The 24,123-nt window shown below is 45.2% G+C and carries 17 protein-coding genes; 11 read left to right on the top strand and 6 right to left on the bottom strand.

Annotated features, from left to right (window positions below; translation table 11 throughout):
• Positions 1-3 precede the first annotated feature (3 nt).
• Positions 4-3,099 (top strand): efflux RND transporter permease subunit, encoded by a 3,096-nt coding sequence (locus ICN10_RS01950; RefSeq protein ID WP_216211936.1) that lies wholly within the window; start codon positions 4-6, stop codon positions 3,097-3,099.
• Complete coding sequence (locus ICN10_RS01945) at positions 3,096-3,419, top strand: P-II family nitrogen regulator (RefSeq protein ID WP_216211933.1); 324 nt, start codon at positions 3,096-3,098, stop codon at positions 3,417-3,419. The genes ICN10_RS01950 and ICN10_RS01945 overlap by 4 nt, the downstream gene beginning before the upstream one ends.
• 22 nt (positions 3,420-3,441) lie before the next feature.
• On the opposite strand, the gene ICN10_RS01940 is transcribed toward ICN10_RS01945, so the two are convergent.
• The 4 genes from ICN10_RS01940 to ICN10_RS01925 form a co-directional block, all read right to left on the bottom strand.
• Positions 3,442-3,978, bottom strand: a complete 537-nt coding sequence (locus ICN10_RS01940; RefSeq protein ID WP_216211930.1) for an isochorismatase family protein — start codon at positions 3,976-3,978, stop codon at positions 3,442-3,444.
• A gap of 112 nt (positions 3,979-4,090) precedes the next feature.
• Positions 4,091-4,516 (bottom strand): universal stress protein, encoded by a 426-nt coding sequence (locus ICN10_RS01935; protein ID WP_216211927.1) that lies wholly within the window; start codon positions 4,514-4,516, stop codon positions 4,091-4,093.
• Between the two features lie 78 nt (positions 4,517-4,594).
• Positions 4,595-4,831: a hypothetical protein gene (locus ICN10_RS01930; protein WP_216211924.1), complete on the bottom strand. Its 237-nt coding sequence runs from the start codon at positions 4,829-4,831 to the stop codon at positions 4,595-4,597.
• Positions 4,832-4,899: 68 nt separating this feature from the next.
• Entirely contained in the window at positions 4,900-5,817 is a 918-nt protein-coding gene (locus ICN10_RS01925) for a LysR family transcriptional regulator (RefSeq protein ID WP_216211921.1), read from the bottom strand.
• Positions 5,818-5,928: 111 nt separating this feature from the next.
• Here ICN10_RS01925 and ICN10_RS01920 point away from each other — a divergent pair, with 111 nt between their 5' ends.
• The 6 genes from ICN10_RS01920 to ICN10_RS01895 all read left to right on the top strand — a co-directional run bounded on the left by ICN10_RS01920 (position 5,929) and on the right by ICN10_RS01895 (position 11,426).
• The gene (locus ICN10_RS01920) at positions 5,929-7,122 is read left to right on the top strand and encodes a CaiB/BaiF CoA-transferase family protein (protein ID WP_216211918.1); all 1,194 of its coding nucleotides are present in this window, start codon (positions 5,929-5,931) and stop codon (positions 7,120-7,122) included.
• 49 nt (positions 7,123-7,171) lie between these two features.
• Complete coding sequence (locus tag ICN10_RS01915) at positions 7,172-8,107, top strand: hydroxymethylglutaryl-CoA lyase (RefSeq protein ID WP_216211915.1); 936 nt, start codon at positions 7,172-7,174, stop codon at positions 8,105-8,107.
• A gap of 16 nt (positions 8,108-8,123) precedes the next feature.
• Positions 8,124-8,516 carry a VOC family protein gene (locus ICN10_RS01910; protein ID WP_216211913.1) on the top strand — a complete coding sequence of 131 codons (393 nt, stop codon included), beginning with the start codon at positions 8,124-8,126 and terminating at the stop codon, positions 8,514-8,516.
• 44 nt (positions 8,517-8,560) lie between these two features.
• Positions 8,561-8,710 (top strand): hypothetical protein, encoded by a 150-nt coding sequence (locus ICN10_RS01905; RefSeq protein ID WP_216211910.1) that lies wholly within the window; start codon positions 8,561-8,563, stop codon positions 8,708-8,710.
• A gap of 77 nt (positions 8,711-8,787) precedes the next feature.
• Positions 8,788-9,657, top strand: coding sequence for an NAD(P)-dependent oxidoreductase (locus ICN10_RS01900; protein ID WP_216211907.1), 870 nt, complete (start codon positions 8,788-8,790; stop codon positions 9,655-9,657).
• Positions 9,658-9,923: 266 nt separating this feature from the next.
• Positions 9,924-11,426, top strand: a complete 1,503-nt coding sequence (locus tag ICN10_RS01895) for an autotransporter outer membrane beta-barrel domain-containing protein (RefSeq protein ID WP_216211901.1) — start codon at positions 9,924-9,926, stop codon at positions 11,424-11,426.
• A gap of 80 nt (positions 11,427-11,506) precedes the next feature.
• Here ICN10_RS01895 and ICN10_RS01890 read toward each other — a convergent pair whose 3' ends face one another.
• Together ICN10_RS01890 and ICN10_RS01885 are read right to left on the bottom strand one after the other, a co-directional pair.
• The gene (locus ICN10_RS01890) at positions 11,507-12,154 is read right to left on the bottom strand and encodes a response regulator transcription factor (RefSeq protein ID WP_216211898.1); all 648 of its coding nucleotides are present in this window, start codon (positions 12,152-12,154) and stop codon (positions 11,507-11,509) included.
• The gene (locus tag ICN10_RS01885; RefSeq protein WP_216211895.1) at positions 12,151-13,587 is read right to left on the bottom strand and encodes a sensor histidine kinase; all 1,437 of its coding nucleotides are present in this window, start codon (positions 13,585-13,587) and stop codon (positions 12,151-12,153) included. Before ICN10_RS01885 ends, ICN10_RS01890 begins: the two co-directional genes overlap by 4 nt.
• A gap of 271 nt (positions 13,588-13,858) precedes the next feature.
• Between ICN10_RS01885 and ICN10_RS01880 the strand changes: the two genes are divergently transcribed.
• The 3 genes from ICN10_RS01880 to ICN10_RS01870 form a co-directional block, all read left to right on the top strand.
• Positions 13,859-15,508, top strand: a complete 1,650-nt coding sequence (locus tag ICN10_RS01880) for a ShlB/FhaC/HecB family hemolysin secretion/activation protein (protein ID WP_216211892.1) — start codon at positions 13,859-13,861, stop codon at positions 15,506-15,508.
• Between the two features lie 9 nt (positions 15,509-15,517).
• A complete protein-coding gene (locus tag ICN10_RS01875; protein ID WP_216211889.1) occupies positions 15,518-15,946 on the top strand; it encodes a hypothetical protein in 429 nt (142 codons plus the stop codon).
• Positions 15,947-15,987: 41 nt separating this feature from the next.
• A partial coding sequence (locus tag ICN10_RS01870) for an autotransporter-associated beta strand repeat-containing protein (RefSeq protein WP_216211887.1) occupies positions 15,988-24,123 on the top strand: 8,136 nt, incomplete at its 3' end.

Here is a 24,123-nt window from a genome sequence, read left to right as displayed (position 1 = left end):
TAAATGATTGAAAGAATCGTTCGCCTCTCGTTACAGCAACGCCTATTGGTGGTGATTATTGCCATCGTATTGCTCGTTGCCGGACTTTTGGCTACCAAACGACTGTCTGTTGATGCATTTCCGGACGTAACGAACGTTCAAGTTCAGGTTGCTGCAGAAGCTCCTGGAAAATCACCAGAAGAGGTTGAGCGTTTTGTAACCATCCCTATTGAATTGGCCATGACAGGTTTGCCTGGTCTAATTGAGATGCGTTCTTTAAACCGCAATGGTATCTCCGTCATTACCTTGGTGTTTACGGAAAAAACCGATATTTACTTTGCCCGTCAATTAGTCACAGAGCGATTAATTGAAGTTGCTTCAAGAATGCCAGTGGGTATCACCCCTGTATTAGCACCACCATCTACAGGTTTAGGTGAGGTATATCAGTACACCATTGATCATCCATCAGATCGACATCGCGAGCTTTCAGTGGACGAGCTTTCTGATCGACGTGCAGTGCAAGATTGGATTGTGCGTCCTATGCTGCGCTCTATTCCTGGTGTAGCCGAGATTAATACTCAGGGTGGTTACGCCAGAGAGTATCAAGTCTTGGTCAATCCTGAGCGCTTGCGTCACTATCAAATTAGCTTGCAAGAGGTCTACCAAGCACTTGCCAGGAATAATGCAAACTCTGGTGGCGGTCAATTACCCACTTATGCAGAGCGCTATCTCATTCGTGGTTTAGGCTTAATTACTAAGCCAGAAGATATTGGCAAGATTATTCTGAAAGAAGTGAAGGGTATCCCGGTATACGTTAAGAACGTTGCCGAAGTGAGGATTGGTAGTGAGATTCGTCAGGGTGCCGCTATTAAGAATGGCTACACGGAAAGTGTTGCCGGCATTATTCAGATGATCCGTGGCGGTAATGCGCGAGATGTAGTTAATCGCATTAAGCTCAAAGTTGAAGAAATTAACGAAGGTAAGCTGCTACCAGATGGCTTGCAGATCGTGCCTTTCTACGACCGTACCGATTTGGTGAATGCCGCTATGTTCAACGTGGCAAAAGTGCTGGTTGAAGGCGTAATTCTGGTGATTATTTTGCTATTCCTCTTCCTAGGGGATGTGCGTTCATCTCTGATTGTGGTCGCCACGCTGCTGCTCACGCCGTTGCTCACTTTCTTGGTCATGAACCGTTATGGAATTTCAGCGAACTTGATGTCATTAGGGGGTCTAGCCATTGCGATCGGCATTATGGTGGACGGCTCTGTGGTGGTAGTGGAGAACACCTTCGCAAAATTGGGTGAACGTCTTAAAGGCGGCGAATCTAAAAACAGGATCATCTTAGAGGCGGCATCAGAAGTTGGTAAACCTGTACTCTTTGGTGTGGGCATCATCATTCTGGTCTTTATGCCATTGCTCTCACTCGAGGGCATGGAAGGCAAGATGTTCGCACCGATGGCAATTACGATTGCTATCGCCTTAACGATCTCTTTGATTCTGTCATTTACCTTATCCCCGGTCTTATGCTCTTATATCTTGAAGGGTGGTGGTGAGGATGACACCAAGATAGTTAAAAAAATGCGCGCTCCCTACGAGCGTTGGCTGCATTGGTGTTTGGCTAATCCTAAATTGGTAGTCAAGCGAGCCATTATTGCCCTTGGCATTAGTTTGGTTGGGTTTGTAATGCTGGGTAAAGCCTTTATTCCGGTGATGCAAGAAGGCTCGATTACCCCGGTGATTGTTCGTGCGCCAAATATCTCTTTGGATGAGTCTATTAAATTAGAGTTCGAAGCGATTAAACGCATCATGACTATTCCCGGTGTTGAGATGGCAGTCTCCCGGCTGGGTAAAGGCGAGTCTCCTGCTGATCCAGGTCAGCCGAATGAGTCTGATCCTATCGTGACGCTCAAACCTATAGGTGATAGAGATTTAAGTCAGGAAGAAATTGCACAACAAATTCGTGAGAAGCTCAAAACCTTGCCCGGAATCGAATTGGCAATCTCCCAACCGATTGCAGCTAGGGTAGATGAGATGGTCTCTGGTGTGCGCTCACAAGTAGCGGTCAAAATCTTTGGTGACGAATTACCTGTCTTGCAAAAACTCGGTTCGCAAATTGGTCAAATCCTGACCAAGATGAAGGGTAGCAACGACTTACGTATTGAGCAGGCCTCTGGTCAGAACTATCTGAACATCAAAATTGATCGTGATGCGATTGCGCGCTACGGCATTAATGTTTCTGATGTGAACGAAGTTATTGAAACGGCTATCGGCGGTAAGCAAGCGAGCACTGTCTATGAGGGAGAGCGTCGCTTCCCATTGGTTCTGCGCTACCCAAGCCCTTACAGAAACAATATTGATGCCATTGAAAATATTATTTTGCATTCTCCGGATGGTGCACAAGTATTGATGCGTGACTTGGCTGAAATTTCCTTGGTAGAAGGTCCTGCCCAGATCTCCCGTGAGTCTGGCAAGCGTCGTTTGGTGGTTGGTGTGAATGTGGAGGGGCGCGATTTGGGTGGCTTTGTAAAAGAGGCCCAAGAGTTGATTGCGAAGAATGTGGAGCTACCCCAAGGCTATACCTTGCAATGGGGCGGTCAGTTTGAAAACATGCAAAGAGCGATGGCTCGCTTAATGGTCATTATTCCTTTGACGGTCTTAGCTATATTCTTCTTATTATTTATGTTGTTTAAGTCACTTCGTTTGGCAGGCCTCATTATTTTGGTTCTGCCATTTGCATCGATTGGTGGCGTGTTTGGCTTATTCATTACAGGTGAGTACCTCTCGGTACCAGCAGCGGTAGGATTTATTAACTTGTGGGGTATCGCCGTACTCAATGGTGTGGTGTTGATCTCCTTTATTAAGCAGTTACGTGAAGATGGTTACAGTATGGAAGATGCGCTTCTGCATGGTTGCGGCCATCGATTCAGGCCGGTCATGATGACTGCGTCAGTGGCGATGTTGGCATTAGTGCCAATGCTGTTCTCAGGCGGTCCTGGATCAGAAGTGACTCGCCCCCTGGCTGCTGTGGTGATTGCAGGATTGCTTACCTCTACAGCGCTCACTTTATTAGTATTGCCCGTTCTATACAGATGGTTTGAAGACAAAGAGGTGGAAGCATGATGGAAGTCAAGGCGGTCATACGCCCAAATAAATTACCTGCTTTACGAACAGCTCTGATGGAGGCCCCTGGGTTTCCGGGAATGACAGTCGCCAAGGTGGAGGGTTGTAGTGCGCCATCCAAAACCAGTAAAGCAAATATCAAAGATGAATTGACTGATTACTCAGCAAAAGTACGAGTAGAGATTATTTGTAATGATGAAGTTGCTGAAGTGCTGATGGATCGCATTGTGACGGTATGTCAGACTGGGCAAGTCGGCGATGGTGTGGTTTGGTGTACACCAGTACCAAAAGCATTCTTTATTGCTAAATCAACTGCCTGAGTTAACTAAGTTAATCACAAACCTAGGATTTAATGATCTCTAATGCATCCTTAAAGGATTCATTAGAGGCATTTCCCAGCCATTCAAAGGCTAGCATCTCAGTAGTAAGAAGTGTTGCTCCAGAAGAGCCAAGGCGATGAAGGGCGATATCTCGATCCAGGGATCTACGTGACCCAACTGCATCTACCAAAATAGAAACCTTAAAGTTCTGCCGCATTAGCTCTAAAGCGGTTTGCATTACGCATACGTGTGTTTCACATCCAGCAAGAATCAGATGTTCTCTATTTTTAGATAGGGCATTGATGAGTCCATCCTGGCAAGCATCAAAGTGTTCTTTTGCTACGGTGGTTTTGCAGAACTGGGTAATTACATCAACGTTATGCCCCAGACTTTGCGGACTTTGTTCTGTGCCAATAACAGGGATGTCTAGAAGCTTGGCGATTTTAGCGATCTTGATGGATTGCTTAAGCACCTCTTCTCCCTGATGAATGGAAGGCATCAAGCGACTTTGTAAGTCGATTAAAACAAGGGTCGAACGGTTTGGATTTATCTTCACCATCTGTTTTGCGATCAGGAGTCTCTTGAGGAGCTAACGCTTTGGAATCATGGTGTGATCAGAAGAGTTGGTTGCCGGTGGCAACCAACTAAGCTAGATACTAAAAATGCTGAAATTACTTTACCAATAAAACAGGTTGCTTTGCTGAGCTAGAAACGCGCTGAGCAACTGAGCCAACCAAAACATCCAAGATGCCGCTACGACCTTTAACGCCCATCACAATCATGTCAACTTTGTCTTTATTAGCCAAAGCAATGATTTCTGCTGAGATTTGACCGCGCCTAATAGCCATATTGTGTTTTACCTTGGCAGTATCCAATACTTTCTGCGCTGGTTTTAATTCTTTTTCGCTCACTTCACGAAGGTAGTCATCCACTACGTTTTTGGCTACGAATTGCTTAACGTGGCCAAGACCAATGTCATCATGGACACTGACTAGCGTCACTGTTACAGGGCTGCGTGAATTCTTAGCCATTTTGGCCACATATTTAGCGGCATTCAAGGAGGATTTGGAGCCATCCACAGGAAGTAGCACTTTCATTTTTACCCTTTCGTTATTTATGAATTCTTTACTCAGTTTAAGTCAAATAGAGCGAGTCAACAATGATTCCAGACTGTTTTATGGTCTGTATGGTCGAACAGCTGATTCAAGGCCAAAGGCATCCTTCTTTTCCTCTAATTCTTCGATCTGCTTGCGAAGTTTGGTGACTTCCCTGCAGCTCAGCTTTCTGAGTTTTTTGGAGTCAATGCCATAAGTGTCTACAAGGCGCCTACGGCGAGCACTGCAGATCTGAAATCGAACAATCCAGAACAAAGCAAATAATGCGGGAGAAAGCAGTAGAAATAAAATTGTCATAAGTTCATCTTATGCCTATTTGTATGACATGTCATACAAATGAGCGCTTGATAAATTCACTCAAGAATTTACATAGAGTGCTGTTTGCCCAGTAAATGCTGGCTCAGTAGCTTAGTTGCTGGAGAATGGTTAATCCCCGCCTTGGTCGCTACTAATAAGTTACGCTTTGCCCAGGCATCTTCTAATTCAACCACCTTTAATCCCATGGCCTTAATTTGAGCTGCGCAAGCCTGAATGGGCAATACACCAATTCCTAAATTGACAGCAATCATTTGGCACATCGCATCGTAGCTACGAACCTGAATACGTAAACTCATTTGCTTGCCCAACCTCTCGGCACTACGAGATGTGAGCTCAAGTAGGGAGCTACCCCGATTAAGTCCTACAAAATCATATGCAAGACACTCTTCAAATGAAATGCTTTTTCTTTTGCTTAGGGGATGATCTTTGCTGCAAGCAATGACCAACTGGTCTTTGCCCATAATGTTAGTTTCTAATCCAGTGGTAATAGGGCCTTCAGCAAAAACACCAATGTCAGCAATGCCATCCATGAGTGCTCTCACGATATCGCCGCTGAGTTGCTCTTCTACTTCGACTCGTATCTCTGGATAGTCTTTTAAAAAGCTTGCTAAAGCTGATGGCAGAAACTCCGTTAGGGCAGACATGTTGGCCCAAAGTCTCACATGACCTTTGACACCTTTGGAGTATTCGCCCAACTCATTACTCAATTGTTCAAAGCCCTGAAATAACCTCAGAGCATGTTGCATGACAGCGTGACCTGCATGTGTCAGCGTGACCCCTTTGACCGATCGATCGAGGAGTGCCATGCCTACAGTCTCTTCAAATTCAGAAATCCGTCTACTGGCTGCTGAAAGGGCTAAGTTGCATTCACTTGCGCCCTTGGTAATGCTGCCAGATTGGACAATGGCGCAGAATAGCTTGAGGGTAACAAAGTCGACTCTGGCGGGGTTTAGCGGGGATTTCATGGGGTGATTCTACCTATACCTTCGCAAAATGAGAAGGATATGCCCATTAATAGCAATTTTCAGCTTTTATGAAGAAGGGTAAATTGGCATAAAAGTAATTCAGGGGAATGTATGGAGCCGTTAGCAAAGTTAAAGGTCGTCGAGATGGGGCAGCTTATTGCTGGGCCATTTGCTGCTAAAACATTGGCAGATTTTGGAGCTGATGTTATTAAGATCGAGCCGCCCAAGGTTGGCGATGCCTTGCGTAAATGGCGACTGTTAAAAGACGGCACATCAATTTGGTGGCAAGTGCAATCGCGCAATAAGCGTTCACTCTCTTTGGATTTGAGAGAGGCAGAAGCTCAAGATATTGTCAGAACCCTACTAAAAGAAGCAGACGTATTAATTGAAAACTTTCGCCCTGGAACATTAGAGGGTTGGGGCCTTGATCCAGAAAAATTACTCGAGCTCAATCCTAAACTGATTGTTCTGCGTATTAGCGGTTACGGTCAGACTGGTCCATACAGAAATAAACCAGGATTTGGTGTTGTCGCAGAAGCCATGGGTGGCTTACGTCATCTCACTGCTGAGCCTGGCAGAGTACCTGTTCGTGTGGGTATCAGTATTGGTGATACCTTGGCCTCTTTACATGGTGTGATTGGTATTTTGTTGGCACTGCAAGAGCGACACAATAGCGGGAAAGGCCAAATCATTGATATCGCTTTATATGAGGCGGTATTTAACTGTATGGAAAGCTTGTTACCTGAGTACAGTGCTTTTGGTGAGGTACGCCAGGCTGCTGGCAGTGCTATGCCGGGCATTGCTCCAACCAATGCCTATCAATGTGCTGATGGTGGTTATGTATTGGTTGCTGGTAATGGCGACAGTATTTTTAAACGCCTCATGACAGTCATCAGTCGAGATGACTTAGGTAATGATCCCCAGCTAGAAAATAACGATGGTCGTGTAAAACGGGTTGCTGAACTAGACCAGGCGATTGGTGAATGGACCAAGACAGTTAGCACTACGAAGGCATTGGAGACGCTGGACTCCGTTGCAGTGCCTGCCGGCAGAATTTATACCGTTGCTGATATAGCCAGTGACCCCCATTACAAAGCCAGGGAAAATATTCAGACTATTCAGATGCAAGACGGAACCAAGGTGGATGTGCCTGGAGTGATTCCAAAGCTATCTCGCACACCGGGATCTATTAAGACACTTGCCCCAGACATTGGCCAGAACACTGATGAGATTCTAAAAAGCATCGGCCTAAGTAATGATCAAGTCGCATCCTTAAAAGAGCGCGGTATTGCATTTACGAAGTAAAAATAAGAAAAAAGACAAAGAAACAAATAAAAATAAGCAAAGAGAAAAAATGATCAGAATTTATTTCAATGACGTAGTAATGAGGGATGGCTTGCAGATTGAAGCTAACTTTGTGCCAACAGACGATAAGGTAAAGTTGGTTGATAAGTTGAGTGAATGTGGATTTGCCAAAATTGAGGTGACCTCATTTACTTCTCCTAAGGCAATTCCCATGCTGCGTGATGCAGAGGAGGTGATGGGTCGTATTAAGCGAGTGCCAGGAGTGGAGTACACCGTATTGGTGCCCAATTTGAGGGGTGCCGAGAGGGCATTTGAATCCAAGGCGGATGAATTCAATCTCGTGATGTCGACTTCAGAGACACATAACCTCGCCAATCTGAGAATGGGTCGAGAGAAAAGCTTTGCGGGGCTTGCTGAAGTTATTAAATATGTTGATGGCAGAACACCAATCAATGTTTCGCTATCGACATCCTTTGGTTGCCCAATGGAAGGTGAAGTTCCTCAAGCTGTAGTTGAGCAATTTGCACAACGCTTTGCTGATCTCGGTGTAAGAGGGTTAACGATTTGCGATACAACAGGCATGGCTAATCCCGAGCAAGTCAAAAAGATGAGTGAGGCAATGCAAAAACGTTTTCCTAATTTGCAGCTGACCTTACATTTCCATAACACCAGAGGCATGGGTCTAGCCAATGTCCTGGCTGCAGTTCAATCTGGCATCGTGCGCTTTGATGGTTCCTTGGGCGGTCTTGGTGGGTGCCCATATGCACCGGGAGCAAGTGGCAATATCTCCAGTGAAGATGCCATTCATATGCTTGATGCGATGGGATATGACACTGGAATGAATATCCCTAAGTTATTGCAACTGGCAAAACAATTGCCAAAGATTGTCGGGCATGAGGTGCCAGGCCAAGTAGCTAAGGCGGGTAGCACTTATACATTGCATCCAGAGCCAACCTACGTAGATGAATTACGTCGTGCTCAATAAGCGGAAGGATTAGATCATGATTGACCATTTAGATCACTTAGTACTCACTACTGCAAAGGAGGCAGAGTGCGTAGATTTTTATACCCGCGTTATGGGGATGAAACTGGAGTCTTTTATTGGCGGCACTCCGTCAGTCGAGCGTAAGGCATTTAAGTTCGGCAACCAAAAAATTAACTTGCACATTAAGGGTAAAGAGTTTGAGCCCAAGGCCGATATTCCAACGCCCGGAGCATTGGATCTTTGCTTTATTGCTGATCGCCCGCTGGTGCAGGTAATTGAAAAACTCAAAGCCGAAGCTTGGCCAATTATCGAGGGCCCCGTGATCCGTACCGGAGCAACACAAAAGATTAACTCTGTGTATGTGCGCGATCCAGATCAAAACCTCATTGAAATTTCTGAGCTTATTTAATCATGGCCAACCACTTGAATTCAGAGCCTGAAAAGGAAAGCCCGATGACAGAAGGGGCGGAGCAAGAGCAAGCAAGCGCCCCAAAGCAGCAGGGCGAAAATCAAGAAAGCTCGTATAGCTCTAGAAAAGCGGCTAAGAGTAAGCGTGAAATCATGGAGGATTTGTCTCGCGCCAGATTCCCTTGGGACGAATAAACACCAATTCCCCTTAGAACAATATAATCACTAGGTACAGAAATTACCTAAAAAATACTACAAAAGGGACGAAACAAATGAGCAATAAATTAAGAGTAGGCTTTATTGGCCTAGGCATCATGGGTCAAAGCATGGCAGGGCATTTGTTGGCTGCCGGCCACCCTTTAAATGTATTTAATCGCTCAAAAGCCAAGACCGATGATTTAGTTGCAAAAGGCGCTAAGTGGTTTGACACTATTGGCGATCTCGCTGCTGAGTCTGATGTCATCATCACGATGGTTGGTTACCCATCCGATGTTGAAGATGTTTACTTTGGCGCCGGCAATATTTTGGATCGCGCCAAGAATGCGTATCTCATCGATATGACAACTTCTAGTCCATCTTTGGCTAAGAGAATTGCAGAAGAAGCAGAAAAGCGTGGCTGCCATAGTTTGGATGCGCCTGTTTCTGGTGGAGATATCGGCGCACGCAATGCCAAACTCTCGATCATGGTGGGCGGCAAGCAGGCTGACTTTGATGCAGTGCTCCCAGTTCTTAAAATCATGGGTACCAATGTAGTGTTGCAAGGTGGTCCTGGCGCTGGACAACATACCAAAATGTGTAATCAGATTGTGATCGCTGGAACCATCATGGGTGTAGGTGAAGGTCTGGGTTACGCTAAATCAGTAGGCCTCAATCCCGAAACGGTAATGGAATCTATTGGCGGCGGTGCTGCATCTGGATTTCAGTTGATAAATCTTGGCGCGAAGATGATTGTTGGTGACTACGCTCCAGGATTCTATGTAGAGCACTTCTTAAAAGACTTGGGTATCGCATTAGAAGAAGCGGACAAGGTCAAACTGGAATTACCAGCCTTAGCCTTAGCTAAAAAACTCTATGATGAATTAGTTGCTAAAGGTTGCTCACGTGATGGAACGCAAGTGATCTATACGAGATACATCAAATAACAATCCTTAAAAGTAGAAAACACAAAAGCCCCTGAATGAAAGTTCAGGGGCTTTTTCAATTCAAGATGCTAAAGACGTTGAGGGTCGCCGAAAAATGAGAGGCGGATATCCATCGGTGATGCCGATGGGTGGTATTTGTGGTTAATTTGCCAAGGGGGCCAATAAATGCAGGCTACCTGTACCAAGGTACATTGTTTGGCTACCGCCATTAAAGGAAAATTCGGGCAGTAAATTTAATCCCCGAATTGGGAAATCCAAGGTAAAAAATGAAATTATTAAATCTTAAAAAAATCGCTTTTGCATCTGTATTAGTTGCTGGAGCGACGACATCAGTAAGCGTGTATGCGCAGACTAATCTCATTACATCTTTAACCCCATCGGATGGCACGGCTTCGGGATTATCCGTAGCATCAGCTGTGTCGGGGTTTGGCCCAAATGCCACCAACAGCACTACTTTCGTGACCAATAACTTCAATATTGTCTCAGGGCAAAGCTACACCTTAAGGTTTAGTTTGGATCGCGCAATTTTCACCACTGACGCCTCTGGACAAAATATTAATTTCAGACCAGCCCCTTTTACTATTATTGTTGGTGGATTTACTACTTCTGCAATTGCAGCAGGAACCAGTACTTACTCCCTCTCTGCAGCTGCTGTTTCGGCAATGATTGGTAGCAACCGAAGTCTCAGATTTGCTCTTTCAAATGATGCCTCTGCATTCACCATAAGCAACATACTATTTACTGATGGTAGTGGTCCAGCACCAACACCATCCGGCCCAACCGCTGAAGAAATTGCAGCAGCTCAAGCTGCAATTGCCGCCGCGCTTCTTCAGGCCTCAACTCAGCAATCTATAGTCAACACTGCCCAAGCATTGCAAGGCACTTATGCATTGCAAAACTCTGTATTGGCCAATAGCTTTACTTATGACTGCACTTTGTTTGATAAGAACAATATTTGCGTATCTGCTGGTGGTCGTAACACTGCAGTACAAGCTGCTAATGGTTTAAATAACACTAGCGCATTGTTAATTGCGGCTTACCGTCCAATCACTTCAGTGCGTATCGGTGCTTATGCTGACCAGAACTTGTCAGTTAATAACGGTGGCTCTACTGTGAACTTGAGCAACAACACGCCATTGATTGGTTTGTTTGCTGCTTGGAATCAAAGACAAGATGACACTGGTACTGAAGTACGTGGTTCTATTGCCTATGGTCAAAAGGACACTACGATTAACCGTCAAGTAGTTGGCACTTCACAAGCTGGTACAGGTTCTTCTACCTTAATTAGCCAAGGTGCTCAGTTAACTGCTAAATATGGCTTTGGTTTAGGTCAATCTTTTGTAGTTTCTCCATATGCTGGTGTTCGTTATAGCCAGAACAATATGGGTGGTTATACAGAGGGTGCTTCAGCTGGCGTAACAGCTCCATTGACATTTGGCGCTGTGAATACCAACGCAACGACATTGTTGGCTGGTGTTGGGGGCTCATTTAGAGGTATTCCAAAGACCAACTTGTTTGCAAGCGCTGGTATTGAATCCGATACTAATACTGCTGCAGGAACAGTGAGCGGGACTAGCTCAACCATTACTGGTTTAACTCCAGTTAACTTTAATGCTAACCCAGTGAAGAATCGCCCAACAGCTACTGTTGGCGCTACTTACGATGTAGAGAAGAACCAGCGTCTTGGTGTAACTGGCATCTATCGTCAAGAAGCATACCAAGCTGTATCAACCACTACTGTGATGGCAACATATACAGTTGGTTTCTAAATAGCTAGCTACTCAGATAAAAACCCGCCTCATCAATGTGGCGGGTTTTTTGTTTTCTGCTAGGTTGACTGTTAGATCTTTTAGCTCTTTGCTATTTTCTCTATAGAGGATGCATATAGATCACAGTAGCGAGTGAGATCAAAGAGGGTATTGAGTCCTAGCTTATTCTTCAGATTGGCCCTATGCATCTTTACGGTACGAAGAGTAATGTTTAGTTGCCTTGCAACCTCTACTTGGCGATTCCCTGTACCCAAAAGCAGTAATACCTCAGCTTCTCGTTGGCTAATCGGAATATCAACTGCAACCTTAGGATCTTGCTGTGGTTTATCAAGTTTAATTTTTGTCGATTTATTGAAGATTGCCGTAAGGGCTTGGCTAACCTGGGCTCCAGAGAATGGCTTTAGGAGGAAATCTATTGCGCCACCTCGCCATGCATCAACAATATCTGCTTGCTGCGCATTGCCACTCATGAAGATGATGGGGTAGTCAATATTCATAAGCTTGAGAGTGGATTGAAGTTCGACACCAGTCATGCCCGACATTTGAAAGTCGAGCAGAATGCAGGTGGGGATGCCATCTTCGAATTCAAAGTCATTTAGAGCATTTAAAAAGAGCTCTGCAGAATCGAAGTTACTTACTTCATAGTCTGAGCTAAGCCAGTCAGTAAGGCTTTGCTTGAGGGCAATGTCATCTTCAACAATAATGACTCGAGATTTATTTGTTTTCAATGATTTAGTCCTAAATACAGCGGAATTTCAATCTTAAATATGGCTCCACCATGTGGATCATTGGATGCGGAAATAAAGCCATGGTGGCGCTCTATGATAGTTTTGCAAAGCCATAAGCCAACCCCAAGCCCAGATTTCTTGGAAGTTTTATAGAGTTCAAACATCGTGGAGAGTGCTGATGAAGAGATACCGGAACCATTGTCAGCAATAGTGATAATGGCAAATTTTTCATTACTCTCAAGTCGAATTGAAATGATCTTATGGTTTGGTTGATTTTCAGTTAACTCATCAATTGCATTGTTGAGAATGTTAATTAGCACCTGCTGAATTTGAATGCTATCCCCATAGATCTCTTGATTACCAATGTATTCTTTATTAAGAATAATTTTTTTAGCCTGCAAACTTGGTTCAACAATATCAATAATTTCATCAGTAATTTTTTGGAGATTGACCGAGGTAAATTCATAGCTTCTAGAGCCAAATAATTGCCTGAGATTTTGAACAAGCAGCGCAAGTTTGGTCGATTGCTCTGAGATTTCATCCAAAGATGAAACAAATTGTTTGTCATCGGTGGATTTGGTTAAGTCTCTTCGGATGGTATCAGCGCGTAATGCGATTGTTGTTAGGGGCTGACTGAGTTGATGGGCAAGTGAGCTTGCTAGCGCGCTAATACCAATAACTCTATTGGATGCGATTAAGCCTCTCAGTAGCTGATCCTTTTCTTCAATTGCATTTACAAGAGGTCTATTCAGAGGGTTCTGGGTGGGGCTTGCAGGGTTTATCCAACTTATGCGAAGCCCAATATAGGAGATATAACGAAAGGTCCCCAAAACTAGATAGAACGAAAAGGCAATGAGTGCGATCGCACTAGGCGTTTCCCATGGGCGAATGGGGGTCGGTGAAAAATATCCCAAAATTCTCATTGCGCCATAGACAACCATACCTAACTCAAACCAGGTAAACCATCGCATAAATTGATTTTGACCAAGCGCTACTGGCAGCTGAAATCTACACACCCAGTAGTTAATGCTAAATAGGGTGGTCAAGCATATTGAGATCATCAAAATGACTAAGCGCGGTTCTAAATCAGCACGCATCATTTCAATAAAAACAGTGATGGAGGCAATGATGAGCATCACCAAAATGAACCACTTCTTTTGAATATTTTTAGCTAAAGATAAGATGCTAAATAGAATGGCTGCCTCTGCTCCCAGGGCTGATAGGATTGGGATTCCTGTCCATGGAGAGCTGGCGCTTAAGGTGTTAATGTTGATTAGAAATATGGTCCCAGAAGTAATGCCCATACATATTTCAGAAATTAAAAAATAAATTGCGGATTCATCCATTTTCTTTTTGAATGACAAGCACAAAATGCTGATAGATATGAATGTGAAAAGGGTGTAAATGAAGGTGAGTGTTGCGTATGAATTCATATCATTTGCTTAAGATTTGTAGATATTTTCAGAATTAGCCATTTTCTACCTATTGACAACTCACTGTCCAAAATTTTCATTTAGACCCAACTTTGGCACTTCACTGTAGTCAAATGCTAAATAAAGAGAGTTTTTTGGTGTACACCTGTACCAAGGTACATTATGAAAATCCCTGCACTTTTTTAAAATCGCGTGCATGTGTACGCGCGTCATTAAAATTGTCAGCAAAAGCCTTAGACCTATGAAAATCCCTACAGGGATCCTCATAGGGATGCTTGTTTGTCTTAATTTTGCGCATGCGCAGACTTCTGCGGGTCAGCTACTCCAGCAAAACCGAGAATTAGAGCCCGGCCAGAATATTCTCCCTGAGCCAGTCCCAAATCCCAAAGTCGCCGAGCCTGCTCCTGCAGAGCCAAAACCAGGGCAAGTTACCTTTGTCGCTAAAGAGTTTGTATTCGTTGGAAATACCAAGGTGCCTAGTAGCCAATTACAAAAGTTGGTTGCTTCGTTCTTAGGTAAGCCAATTACATTTGATGATCTCAATACCATTACTGATGTCATCGTTGAGTACTACCGCGAGCAGGGGTGGTTAGTACGCGCCATTCTTCCCAAGCAAGACATCACTGCCGGTGTGGTGACCATTCAGATTGTTGAAGCCAAGCTTGGTGGCATCCGTATTGATAACCGCTCAAAGCGAGTGAGCGATCAACGTGTTGAGGAATGGATATATGGGCGCATTCCAAAACTCAGCGAGCTTTCGCTGGAGCAATTAGATCGCGCGCTCTTAACTCTCAATGATTTGCCGGATGTAACCGTGAGCGGTACTTTGCAAAGCGGTCTCAAGCAGGGTGAAACTGTTTTGCTATTAACAGTTGAAGATAAGCCGCTCTTTGGTGGGCAAGTTGCAGTTGATAACTATGGCGATAGCAATACCGGAAAGATTCGTAGCTCTGCTCTCGTTAACGTGAATGGCCTCTTCGGTTCTGGTGATCAACTATCAGCGTATGGCTTGTACTCTGAAGGCAATAGTTACGGTAGGCTGAGTTTCACAGCGCCGGTTGGCACTGATGGTTTGCGCGTTGGTGTGAATGGCAGCACGATGGCGTATCGAGTGCTCAACCAAAGCTTTCAAAGTTTGTACGCCAACGGTATTGCAAACACGGGTGGCGTAGAAGCAAGTTACCCAGTGATACGTAGTCGACCTGCAAACTTAGTTTCAGTATTTAACTGGAACTACAGTGATTTTAAAAACTGGACGATTGCTGGAGTCAATCGGGACCAAACGTACACCACGAGCGTTGCTCAAATTGGTCTCAGCGGAAATTTATTAGACGGCATCGGTGGTGGCGCCATTAATAACGGATCGGTGATGTTGTCTGGTGGCGATATTAGTCGCAATGTTGGCGGTTTTTATAACAGCAGCTACGGTGTTGCCGGTAACTTTGCCAAGATGCGTTACGCGTTTAATCGCAATCAAGCTGTGATTGATGGTTTAACTGCGTATGTATCTGTCTCTGGTCAGTTGGCCAGCAAAAATATGGATAGCTCAGAGCAAATGTATCTGGGTGGGCCACTTAACGTGCGCGCTTATGGCTCCGGACAAGGTGCTGCTAGCCAGGGCAATCTCACTACAGTTGAGTTGAGACAAAACTTGCCATTCAATTCTCAGCTCGCCGGCTTTTATGACTTAGGTAATGTGCAGACCTGGAAATTTAATCCCGCCATTAACACTGTCTCAAACAACTATGTATTGCAAGGCTATGGCTTGAGCTTGATGTGGGTTGGTCCATACAACATCAATATCAAAGGAACCTGGGCGCAAAGATCTGGTTCCTTATCACCAAGCGTTTCAAATTACCTCAATCAAAACGGTGGCACCAGTGCCAACCGCTATTGGTTGACTGCTTCAATTCCAATTTAAGGTGAATGCATGACTATCAAAACTCGCACTCCTGTTAAGTCGGCAAAGCCTGCTGCTACACCAAGCCCTAAGCCTGCGGCCAAGGTTGCTTCAAAGTCTGTGAAAAAAGTGGCAACACCAAGTCGCTCCACAGTATCTGGTGCTAAATCAGGTAAGCAGGAAGACCTTTTGGAATTGGCTGATCAAGAAGTTAGCGAAGTGATTCAGGCGCAAGATGCGCAAGCGCCAGCTGAAGGTCAATCCATTACTGGTCGCGGTGTATTCGCAGTACGCACTTTAGGTAATGCGGTTTCTGTTGAGTCTGCATTTCTTGTTGAGGATGGAAATATCTTGCGTTTGCCTGCGGTATTTCCGAATCGTGAGTACGCGATGGCTCAGGTAGATGAGTTACGTCAAATTCTGAATCAGCATTTTGATGAGCTTGATGCAAACAGCTAAGAGAAAACTTCTTTCTTAATTAATTATTTTTAGATACCACCTTGAATCATTCGCTCAACCGCATCTTTAAAGTTATCTGGAGTAAAGTCCAGATGACTTGGATCGCCGTGAGTGAAATTACTCGAGCGCATGGTAAGCAGCAATCATTAACCCGCATTACTCGCACAATCACTACAGTGGCTGTGATGTCTGGCGGAGCAGCTATCGCAGCACCTCCTGCCGCAAATCAATTGCCTACTGGTGGACAAATTTCTGCTGGTGTTGCTGCCATCATGAATAACGGCAATGCGATGACAGTGACACAGTCATCCAATCGTGCAGCCATTAATTGGAATACGTTTGATATTGGTAGCCAGGCAAGAGTGAACTTTGTTCAGCCTAGCTCAAATGCAGTTGCATTAAATCGCGTTAACTCACCCAACCCAAGCCAAATTTTTGGTCAGCTGTCTTCTAATGGCCAGATTTATCTTTTAAATTCAGCGGGCGTGTACTTTGCTCCAGGGGCTCAGGTAAACGTTGGCGGAATAGTTGCCACTACGCATGCCATGAGCGATGCCGCATTTATGGCGGGCAGCACAACCTTTAGCCGCAATGGCAGTACTGGCAAGGTTATTAACGAAGGTACCATTCAGACGAGTTTGAATGGATACATTGCCATGTTGGCGCCAGAGGTGCGTAACACTGGTTTATTAGTAGCGCAGTCCGGCACGGTAGCACTTGCTGCTGGTGAGTCTATTACCCTCAACTTTGGCCCATCAAGCAAATTAGAAAGTTTGACAGTCACTGGTGGTCAGTTAGATGCATTAGTTGAAAACCGTCATGCGATTAAAGCTCCTAATGGCTTAGTGATTCTTTCTGCACGCGCTATGAATCAATTGGCTGCTAGTGTGATTAATAGCGGTACGATTGAAGCAAAAGGTATTAGCCAAAGGGGTGGCCGTATTCTGTTAGAGGCTAGTTCCGTAACAAATACGGGTACTCTTGACGTTAGCAGCGATAGCATGGAAGCGGGCACTATACAGATCAACGGTAAGAGTGTTTCTATATCAGGCCGTGTCATTGCAACTAGCCCAGTACAAGGCGGTGCAATTAATGTACAAGCAACTCAATCTCTCAATGTTGCAGGAACGCTTGATGCAAGCAGTACTGGTCGTGGTGGACAAGTACAGCTAACAGCATCCCAAGTAGCGATTGCTGACGGAGTGATTAACGCGGATGGTGATACACGCGGTGGTGTTGTTGAAGTTACTGCAACGGCAGCACAAAGCACCAATCCATTTAGTGATCCTTTTAATCCACCAGGCATTCCTTTAACCGTCGCGCTAACGGGCTACACAAGCATTAGCTCTCGCAGCAGAAGAGGTCAGGGCGGTAACTCCACCATCTTAGGCGACTCGATCACACTTGATGGCAACACCAATATCAATGTCAGCGGCGCAACAGGCGGTGGTAATGTTTTAGTTGGTGGCGATTGGCAAGGATCAAACGGTACTTACCAAGCAACTGTGGTGCTCATGACTCAGAACGCCAGCATTGATGCGAGTGCTACAGAAAATGGTAATGGCGGTACGGTAGTGTTGTGGTCGGATATCACAAACCAGAATAGCTGGACGCAGGTCGACGGAACGATTAGAGCTGTGGGGGCCAATGGTACGGGTGGTCAGGTTGAAACATCAGGTCATCAGCTTGGGGTTGCCAGTACAGCAAAGGTGGATGTTGGTGCCGGTGGAAATTGGCTTCTTGATCCTGCGGATGTAACTATCGTTGATGGTTCAAGTGAGGTTAATATTTCTTCCCCTGGCTACACACCCGTTAGTAACGCAGATAGCGCTACTATTGGCGCTAGTGTAATCGCGAACTCACTAAATGGTGACGGCGCAACTGTCAATATCAATACTATTAATAGTGGAACGGCCGGAAATTCGCAGGGCAATATTACTATTAGCGGCAATATTATTCTTAATAAGAGTACCTCGGCTACATTAGTTCTTAATGCAAATGGTACGATTACTGGCACCGGCAACATTGGAAATAATGGTAATGGGGCATTTAATGTTGTATTCAACGTTGGCTCCCGCCTTGGCACATACGGAGGTAACTTCAGTGGCAGTGGAAGTCTTACAAAAAGGGGTGCAGGCACTTTAGTTTTATCTGGTGCAAATTCCTTCTCTGGATCCACTACTGTTGAAGCTGGAAATACTGTAATCCGTGCGCTCAACTCCGTTTCTGGTAATAGTACGTCGTATGCAACTTTGCTGCCTAACGATATGCGACTTGATGCCGAGCAATCGGTTACGGCTAATGGCCTCACCTTGCTGATGCAATCTGAGGGCAATTTAGTTCTTTACAAAAATCTTAATCGCCCAGGTCAGCAAGTTATTTGGGCTACGCCGGGATCATACGGTGCGGGCACCTATGCAATCATGCAAGGTGATGGAAATTTTGTTGTCTATCGTGCGAATGGATCGGCCGCCTGGGCCTCGGATACTGGCGTACCCGGCGCTTCTCTCACCGTCAGTAATGCAGAGCAGCTTTCAGTAAGTCAAGCAGGTACATTGAGACTTTTATACGGCTCAACAGGCACGCTTGGTAATAGTAAGGCTTTGAATGTTGATGGAACTTTCTATATTGATGGCGGCACCACTATCAACGTATCCTCAATATCGGGCTCGGGAACAATTTGGGGAAGAAATGCAGGCATTACTGTCAGCGGTAATGGCGATAGCACTTTTAATGGACCAATATTAGATATCAAGGGACAAACATCTCTTTCAATAACAAAAAGTGGTAATGGAACATTAACACTTGCTGGCTCAACAGAATATAGCGGCGCCACCAATATCAACGCTGGTAATTTGACGATTCAAAGTGACTCGCCATATACAAAATCCTCAGGGTTTAATGGCTCAGGAAACCTAACCATTCAGTCTACTGGTACCAGTTTTAGCTCTGCATTCAATACAAGTGGTTGGAACTTTGGTTCATCTTTGTCAGGTTTAACGATTGGTAGATCCAGCAATACACAAGACATAATTATTGCTAATGCCATAAATCAGGTTGGTTGTATTACGGTATACGGCGGTAATATTTCTGCTAACACAAGCTTAACCACAACTGGCAATGCTAGCGGCAATATTCTGCTGAAGGGAGTTGGGGGCATATGGGTTGCCTCTAGCGTTACATTGCAGACAAACAATAGCAGCATTGCTCTATGGACCAATTCTGACGGTAGCAATAATGGTTATGTCACGCTGAATGATTCAGTGGTAGTAAATACCGCCAACGGAAGTACAACGCAAACAGCTGGTGGCGGTAACCTTGTCATTGGTGGAGGCCAAAACTCTGGTAGCTTGCCGACTGGATACGTCAGCAGTAACTCAGACTTTGGAATGTCATTTGGCAATTCGACTGCGATTAATACTGGTGGTGGCTCCGTATCAATGCTCGGCTGCTCTTCAATATACTCGGGCGTATATGTTTGGAATACCCTTTCCTTGAATTCAGGTCAGGGTGCCATAACCATTAGTGGTACTAGCACCAGTAGTCAAAGTTCTGTCGATTTTAATACTGGCGTTTACTTGGGCAATACCGGTACAACAATCCAATCAGCCAAATCGAGCGGTGTTGCAATCAACATTACTGGGATAAGCTCTTGTGGAACCGGCATCACCAGCTATATTAATCAGCAAAAATATATTATGGCTACCGGTGGTGGCGATATTTCTATTACAGCCTCAGGAGCTGCTTATGGCATTAATATTAATTCACTAAATTTTTTGGCAAGCAGTGGCTCAATTACTGTTAATGGTAGCGGCTCAACGGCAGGAATTTATAGTGACATGCCATTTGGTGGCTCAAATTTTGGCCAGCTTGCTGGCACAGCTGTGACTAGTAGCAGCGCTAACGTAACTTTGAATGCTGACATCATTGCAATACCCACAACCGCTAATCCTGTAAATTTCAATACAACTGGCAATATAACCATTCAGTCTAATGGAGATAGTTTTTCGTCAGCGTTCAGCACATATGCCCTCTTATTCAACTCGTCTCTATCAGGATTGACAATTGGTAAATCGACTAATACGCAAAATATCACTGTTTTTAGTGGTTATGGCGCCAATATCTCAGGTCCGATCACCATCAATGGCGGGAACATCACCCTTAATGCTAGTCTTGTAACGACAAACGCTACGACCGGTGACATAAGTCTGGTTGGTAATATCGCAGGAAGCAATAATATTGCCTTGGCAACAGGGCGAACTTTGACTGTTAATCAGAGTGGATCAACTGCCTACAGTGGATGTATTAGCGGTAGCTCGGCAAAATTAGTTAAAGCTGGTAGCGGGACTGTGACGCTGACTGGGACCAATACCTATAGTGGATCCACTACGGTTGATGCCGGCACGCTCCAAATAGGCAACGGTACGGCAAACGGATCAATTGCCAGCTCTTCCTCTGTTGTAAATAACGGCACACTTGCTTTTAATCGAAGTGATGCGGTCACGTTTAGTCAAAATATTAGCGGGAATGGCAGTCTTAGTAAACTCGCCACTAATACGCTGACGCTGACTGGCAACAATACATATAGCGGCAGCACAAACATTACTGCAGGCAATCTGCAAATTGGCTCTGGCGGCACACTTGGCTCTCTCGGTGGCGGCGGTGAAGTCAACATTAGCAGTGGTTCGGCTCTGATTATTAATCGCAGCAATAACATCACCCTGGCGAATGCCATTAGTGGCACTGGCAATCTCAGTACGATTGGCAGTAATGTAACTACACTCACAGGTTCTGCTACCTATACGGGTACAACTAATGTTACTAACGGCGGCATTGCCTTTACCAATAACGCTACTCCAGCAACTAGTGGCTTTATTGGTAATGGCACAGTTACCATGGCGCCTAATGGCGATACATTTAGCGGTACAACAACATTAGATTACACCTATGCTAGTACCCTCAAAGGGTTGACGGTAGGTAATGCAACGAGCACTGCCAATAGCGACCTTATCGCAAATAGTGCTATCAATATCTCTGGCCCGATTAGTTTATATGGCGGTAATGTATCGCTGTATTCAAATATTAAAAGCATGGGTAGCGGCTCTGCAATATTGACAAAGGCTATTGGTAGGATCAGCATTAATCCAACTCTTACCTTCCAAACTAATAATGGTTCATTAGCATTCTGGTCAAACGCAAATGGTGGAATTGCTGGTGGCGTGACGTTTGGCAGCAATGTCACCCTGAATACCGCTAATGGCAGCGCTTCTCAAACGACGGGCGGCGGAGATATTGTTATTGGCGGTGGTACTGGTGCTGGTAGTGTTCCGGTGGATTATGCAAGCAATAACTTTGGCATTGGCGTTACCTTTGGTTCAGCCGATAGCAGCACCACAAACATTAAGTCAGGTGGCGGTAATGTCACAATCAAAGGTAGCTCCGCACAAAATTCTGGGTTCTTTTCCAACGGTAATCTTGATATTAGGGCAGGTCAAGGTGCTGTAGCGATCAGCGGTATGGCTGGCGGTGTTTTGGCTGGTGTTAATTTTGCACAAGGAACAACAGTAGGCTCAACTGGATTGGTGATTGAGTCTTCCAAAACTACAGGAACTGCCATTAGCATAGTTGGTGTCTCCTCTAATGCTAATACCTATGGCGTTGTTTTTAATTGGGATGGCGACAAGTATCTTATGGCCACTGGCGGAGGAAATATTTCTGTTAGTGGTACAGGCGGCGGATCCAATGCTGGGATATTTTCGCAAAATGCCAATTACTTGGCGACGACCGGCTCAATTAACCTTGACGGGGGAACTACAGGCATTCGTTTTGTAGGTTCTACAGGCGTCTTTGGTCAGTTGGCGGGTACAAATGTAACAAGTAGCTCCGCTAATGTCACGCTTACTGGAGATGTAATAACCAGCAACGCGTCAACCACGTTCAGCTCTAGCGGTAATTTGACGTTGCAGTCAAACGCAAGCAGTTTTAGTTCTGCCTTTTCAACGGCAAATATGAGTTTTGGCAGCTCGTTAACAAGTTTGACAATTGGCCGCTCTACTGAAACGCAAAACATCACGGTTGCCAGAGGTTATGGGGTAAATATTTCTGGCCCGATTAGTTTATATGGCGGTAATGTCAGCATTAATAGTCAGTTGATTGCCAGAAATAGCAGCGCAATCAAGTTAAAAGCTAATAGTGGAAACATTACGCAAGATGCAAATGGTTCGCTTGTGGCGACTGGTTTAGCTCTATTGGGCGGAGCTGCTAATCTCACTAATACCAACAATAATATCACCACCTTGGCTGCTGACAGCATGGGTAATCTGACCTATGTAAATACTGGTAATTTAACTATTGGTGTGGTCAACCCAACCGGCATTACTGCCACAGGCCTTGTAAATATTACAGTTCAGTCTGGGGATATCAGTCTGACGGAAGCTATTACTACCACCAGTAATTCATCAAGCGCGATTGTTCTAAACGCAGGATCGTCAACCGCTGCCGGTACATCTACCGGTGGAAATATTGTGATCTCTGGTTGCGGTACGGTTTCTGTTGGTTCGGGCGGTCGAGCCACTTTATTTACTGGCAGTGTGGCCGGTAGCACTGGTGTAACAGCATTGGTTGGAAGTGGATCGGGTCGATTCCGTTACAACAGTAATAGTGGGACCAGTAATTACAACACTACAGCAGCTCCTCTTGGTGCTGGCATCAACGCCGTATATCGCGAGCAGCCGACACTCGCGCTTAGTGTAACCAATGCTTCGCTTGTGTATGGAAATGCTGTTGATACAAGCATTACATCAACGGCTGTCAATGGCGATACTTTAGGTCAAATATTTTCTACCGCTCCGACTGTGAGCGTCAGCGGTACTACATCTACTGCAGGTTTTTATACGGCTGGCAACCATACTCTCAATATTTCTGCTTCAACTAATATCCTTGGATATGCCTCGCCAACTATTACAAACGGCACTGCAAATATTAGCAAGGCCACACTTACGGTAGCGGGAACAGTTGTTTCTAATCTTACTTATTCTGGCGATACGGTAGCTAGCTTTAGTAATGCTGGCACCCTAAGTGGTGTTAAAACCAATGGTAGTACTAGCGATGTTGTTACTCTGTCTGCAAGCGGAAACTTCAGCGGTAAGAATGTTGGTAGTAACCTTACTGTAACTATGACAGATAGCATCAGTGGTGCTGATGCTGCAAACTACAATCTGAGTCAGCCTACTGGTGTTACTGGCAATATTACGCCGCGCACTGTAACGCTTAGTGCTACCCAACCATATAGTGGTAGCACTACGCTGACCAATGTCACGATAGGAAATTTAGTCGGCACTGAAAGTCTGACCTATAGCGGTGCCTTAGCTAATTCCGGGAATGTTGCTGATAACAGTATTAATTACATTACTGCAATAACCCTTTCTAACCAAAGTGGCGCCAATCTTACCTCTGGCGGTCTAGCTAGCAACTATCAGTTACCCGTCACCCTCAATCACACCAGTGCGCCTGTAACAATTACCGCTGCACCATTAACCATTACTGCCAACAGCACCAGTAAGCAATATGGTGTGGGTGCTACCTTAGGTACGACTGCCTTTACCAGCAGCGGCCTAGCCAATAGTGAAACCATTGGTAATGTAACTTTAGCTAGTACCGGTAGTGGTGCTACTGCCGATGTTGGTAGCTACAACATTACGGCAGCAAGCGCTTCTGGCGGTACCTTTACGGCAAGTAACTACAACATTAATTATGTGAATGGCAGCTTGAGTGTGACTGCTGCGCCAATTACCTTAACGGCGACTAATTTAAGTAGGGCGTACGGCGCTGCCAACCCAACCACAGACACTGTGACAGTGACTTCGGGTAGCTTGTATAACGGCGCTACCTTAGGTAACGCTTCAGTGACTACGACAGCGACCGCAACGACTGCAGCTGGTCAAACGGCGAACCTGACTCCAAGCACCGTTGCCTTTACTAATGGCTCTGCTTCTAACTACGACATTACCTACGCCAACGGTAGCTTGAGCATTACGCAAGCGAACCTCACCATTACTGCCAACAGCACCAGTAAGCAATATGGTGTGGGTGCTACCTTAGGTACGACTGCCTTTACCAGCAGCGGCCTAGCCAATAGTGAAACCATTGGTAATGTAACTTTAGCTAGTACCGGTAGT

Source organism: Polynucleobacter sp. 86C-FISCH (assembly GCF_018882415.1).
In the GTDB taxonomy this organism is placed as follows: Bacteria; Pseudomonadota; Gammaproteobacteria; order Burkholderiales; family Burkholderiaceae; genus Polynucleobacter.
The sequence above is the reverse complement of the archived record's forward strand: the minus strand, read 5'-3'. Positions and strand labels throughout refer to the sequence as shown.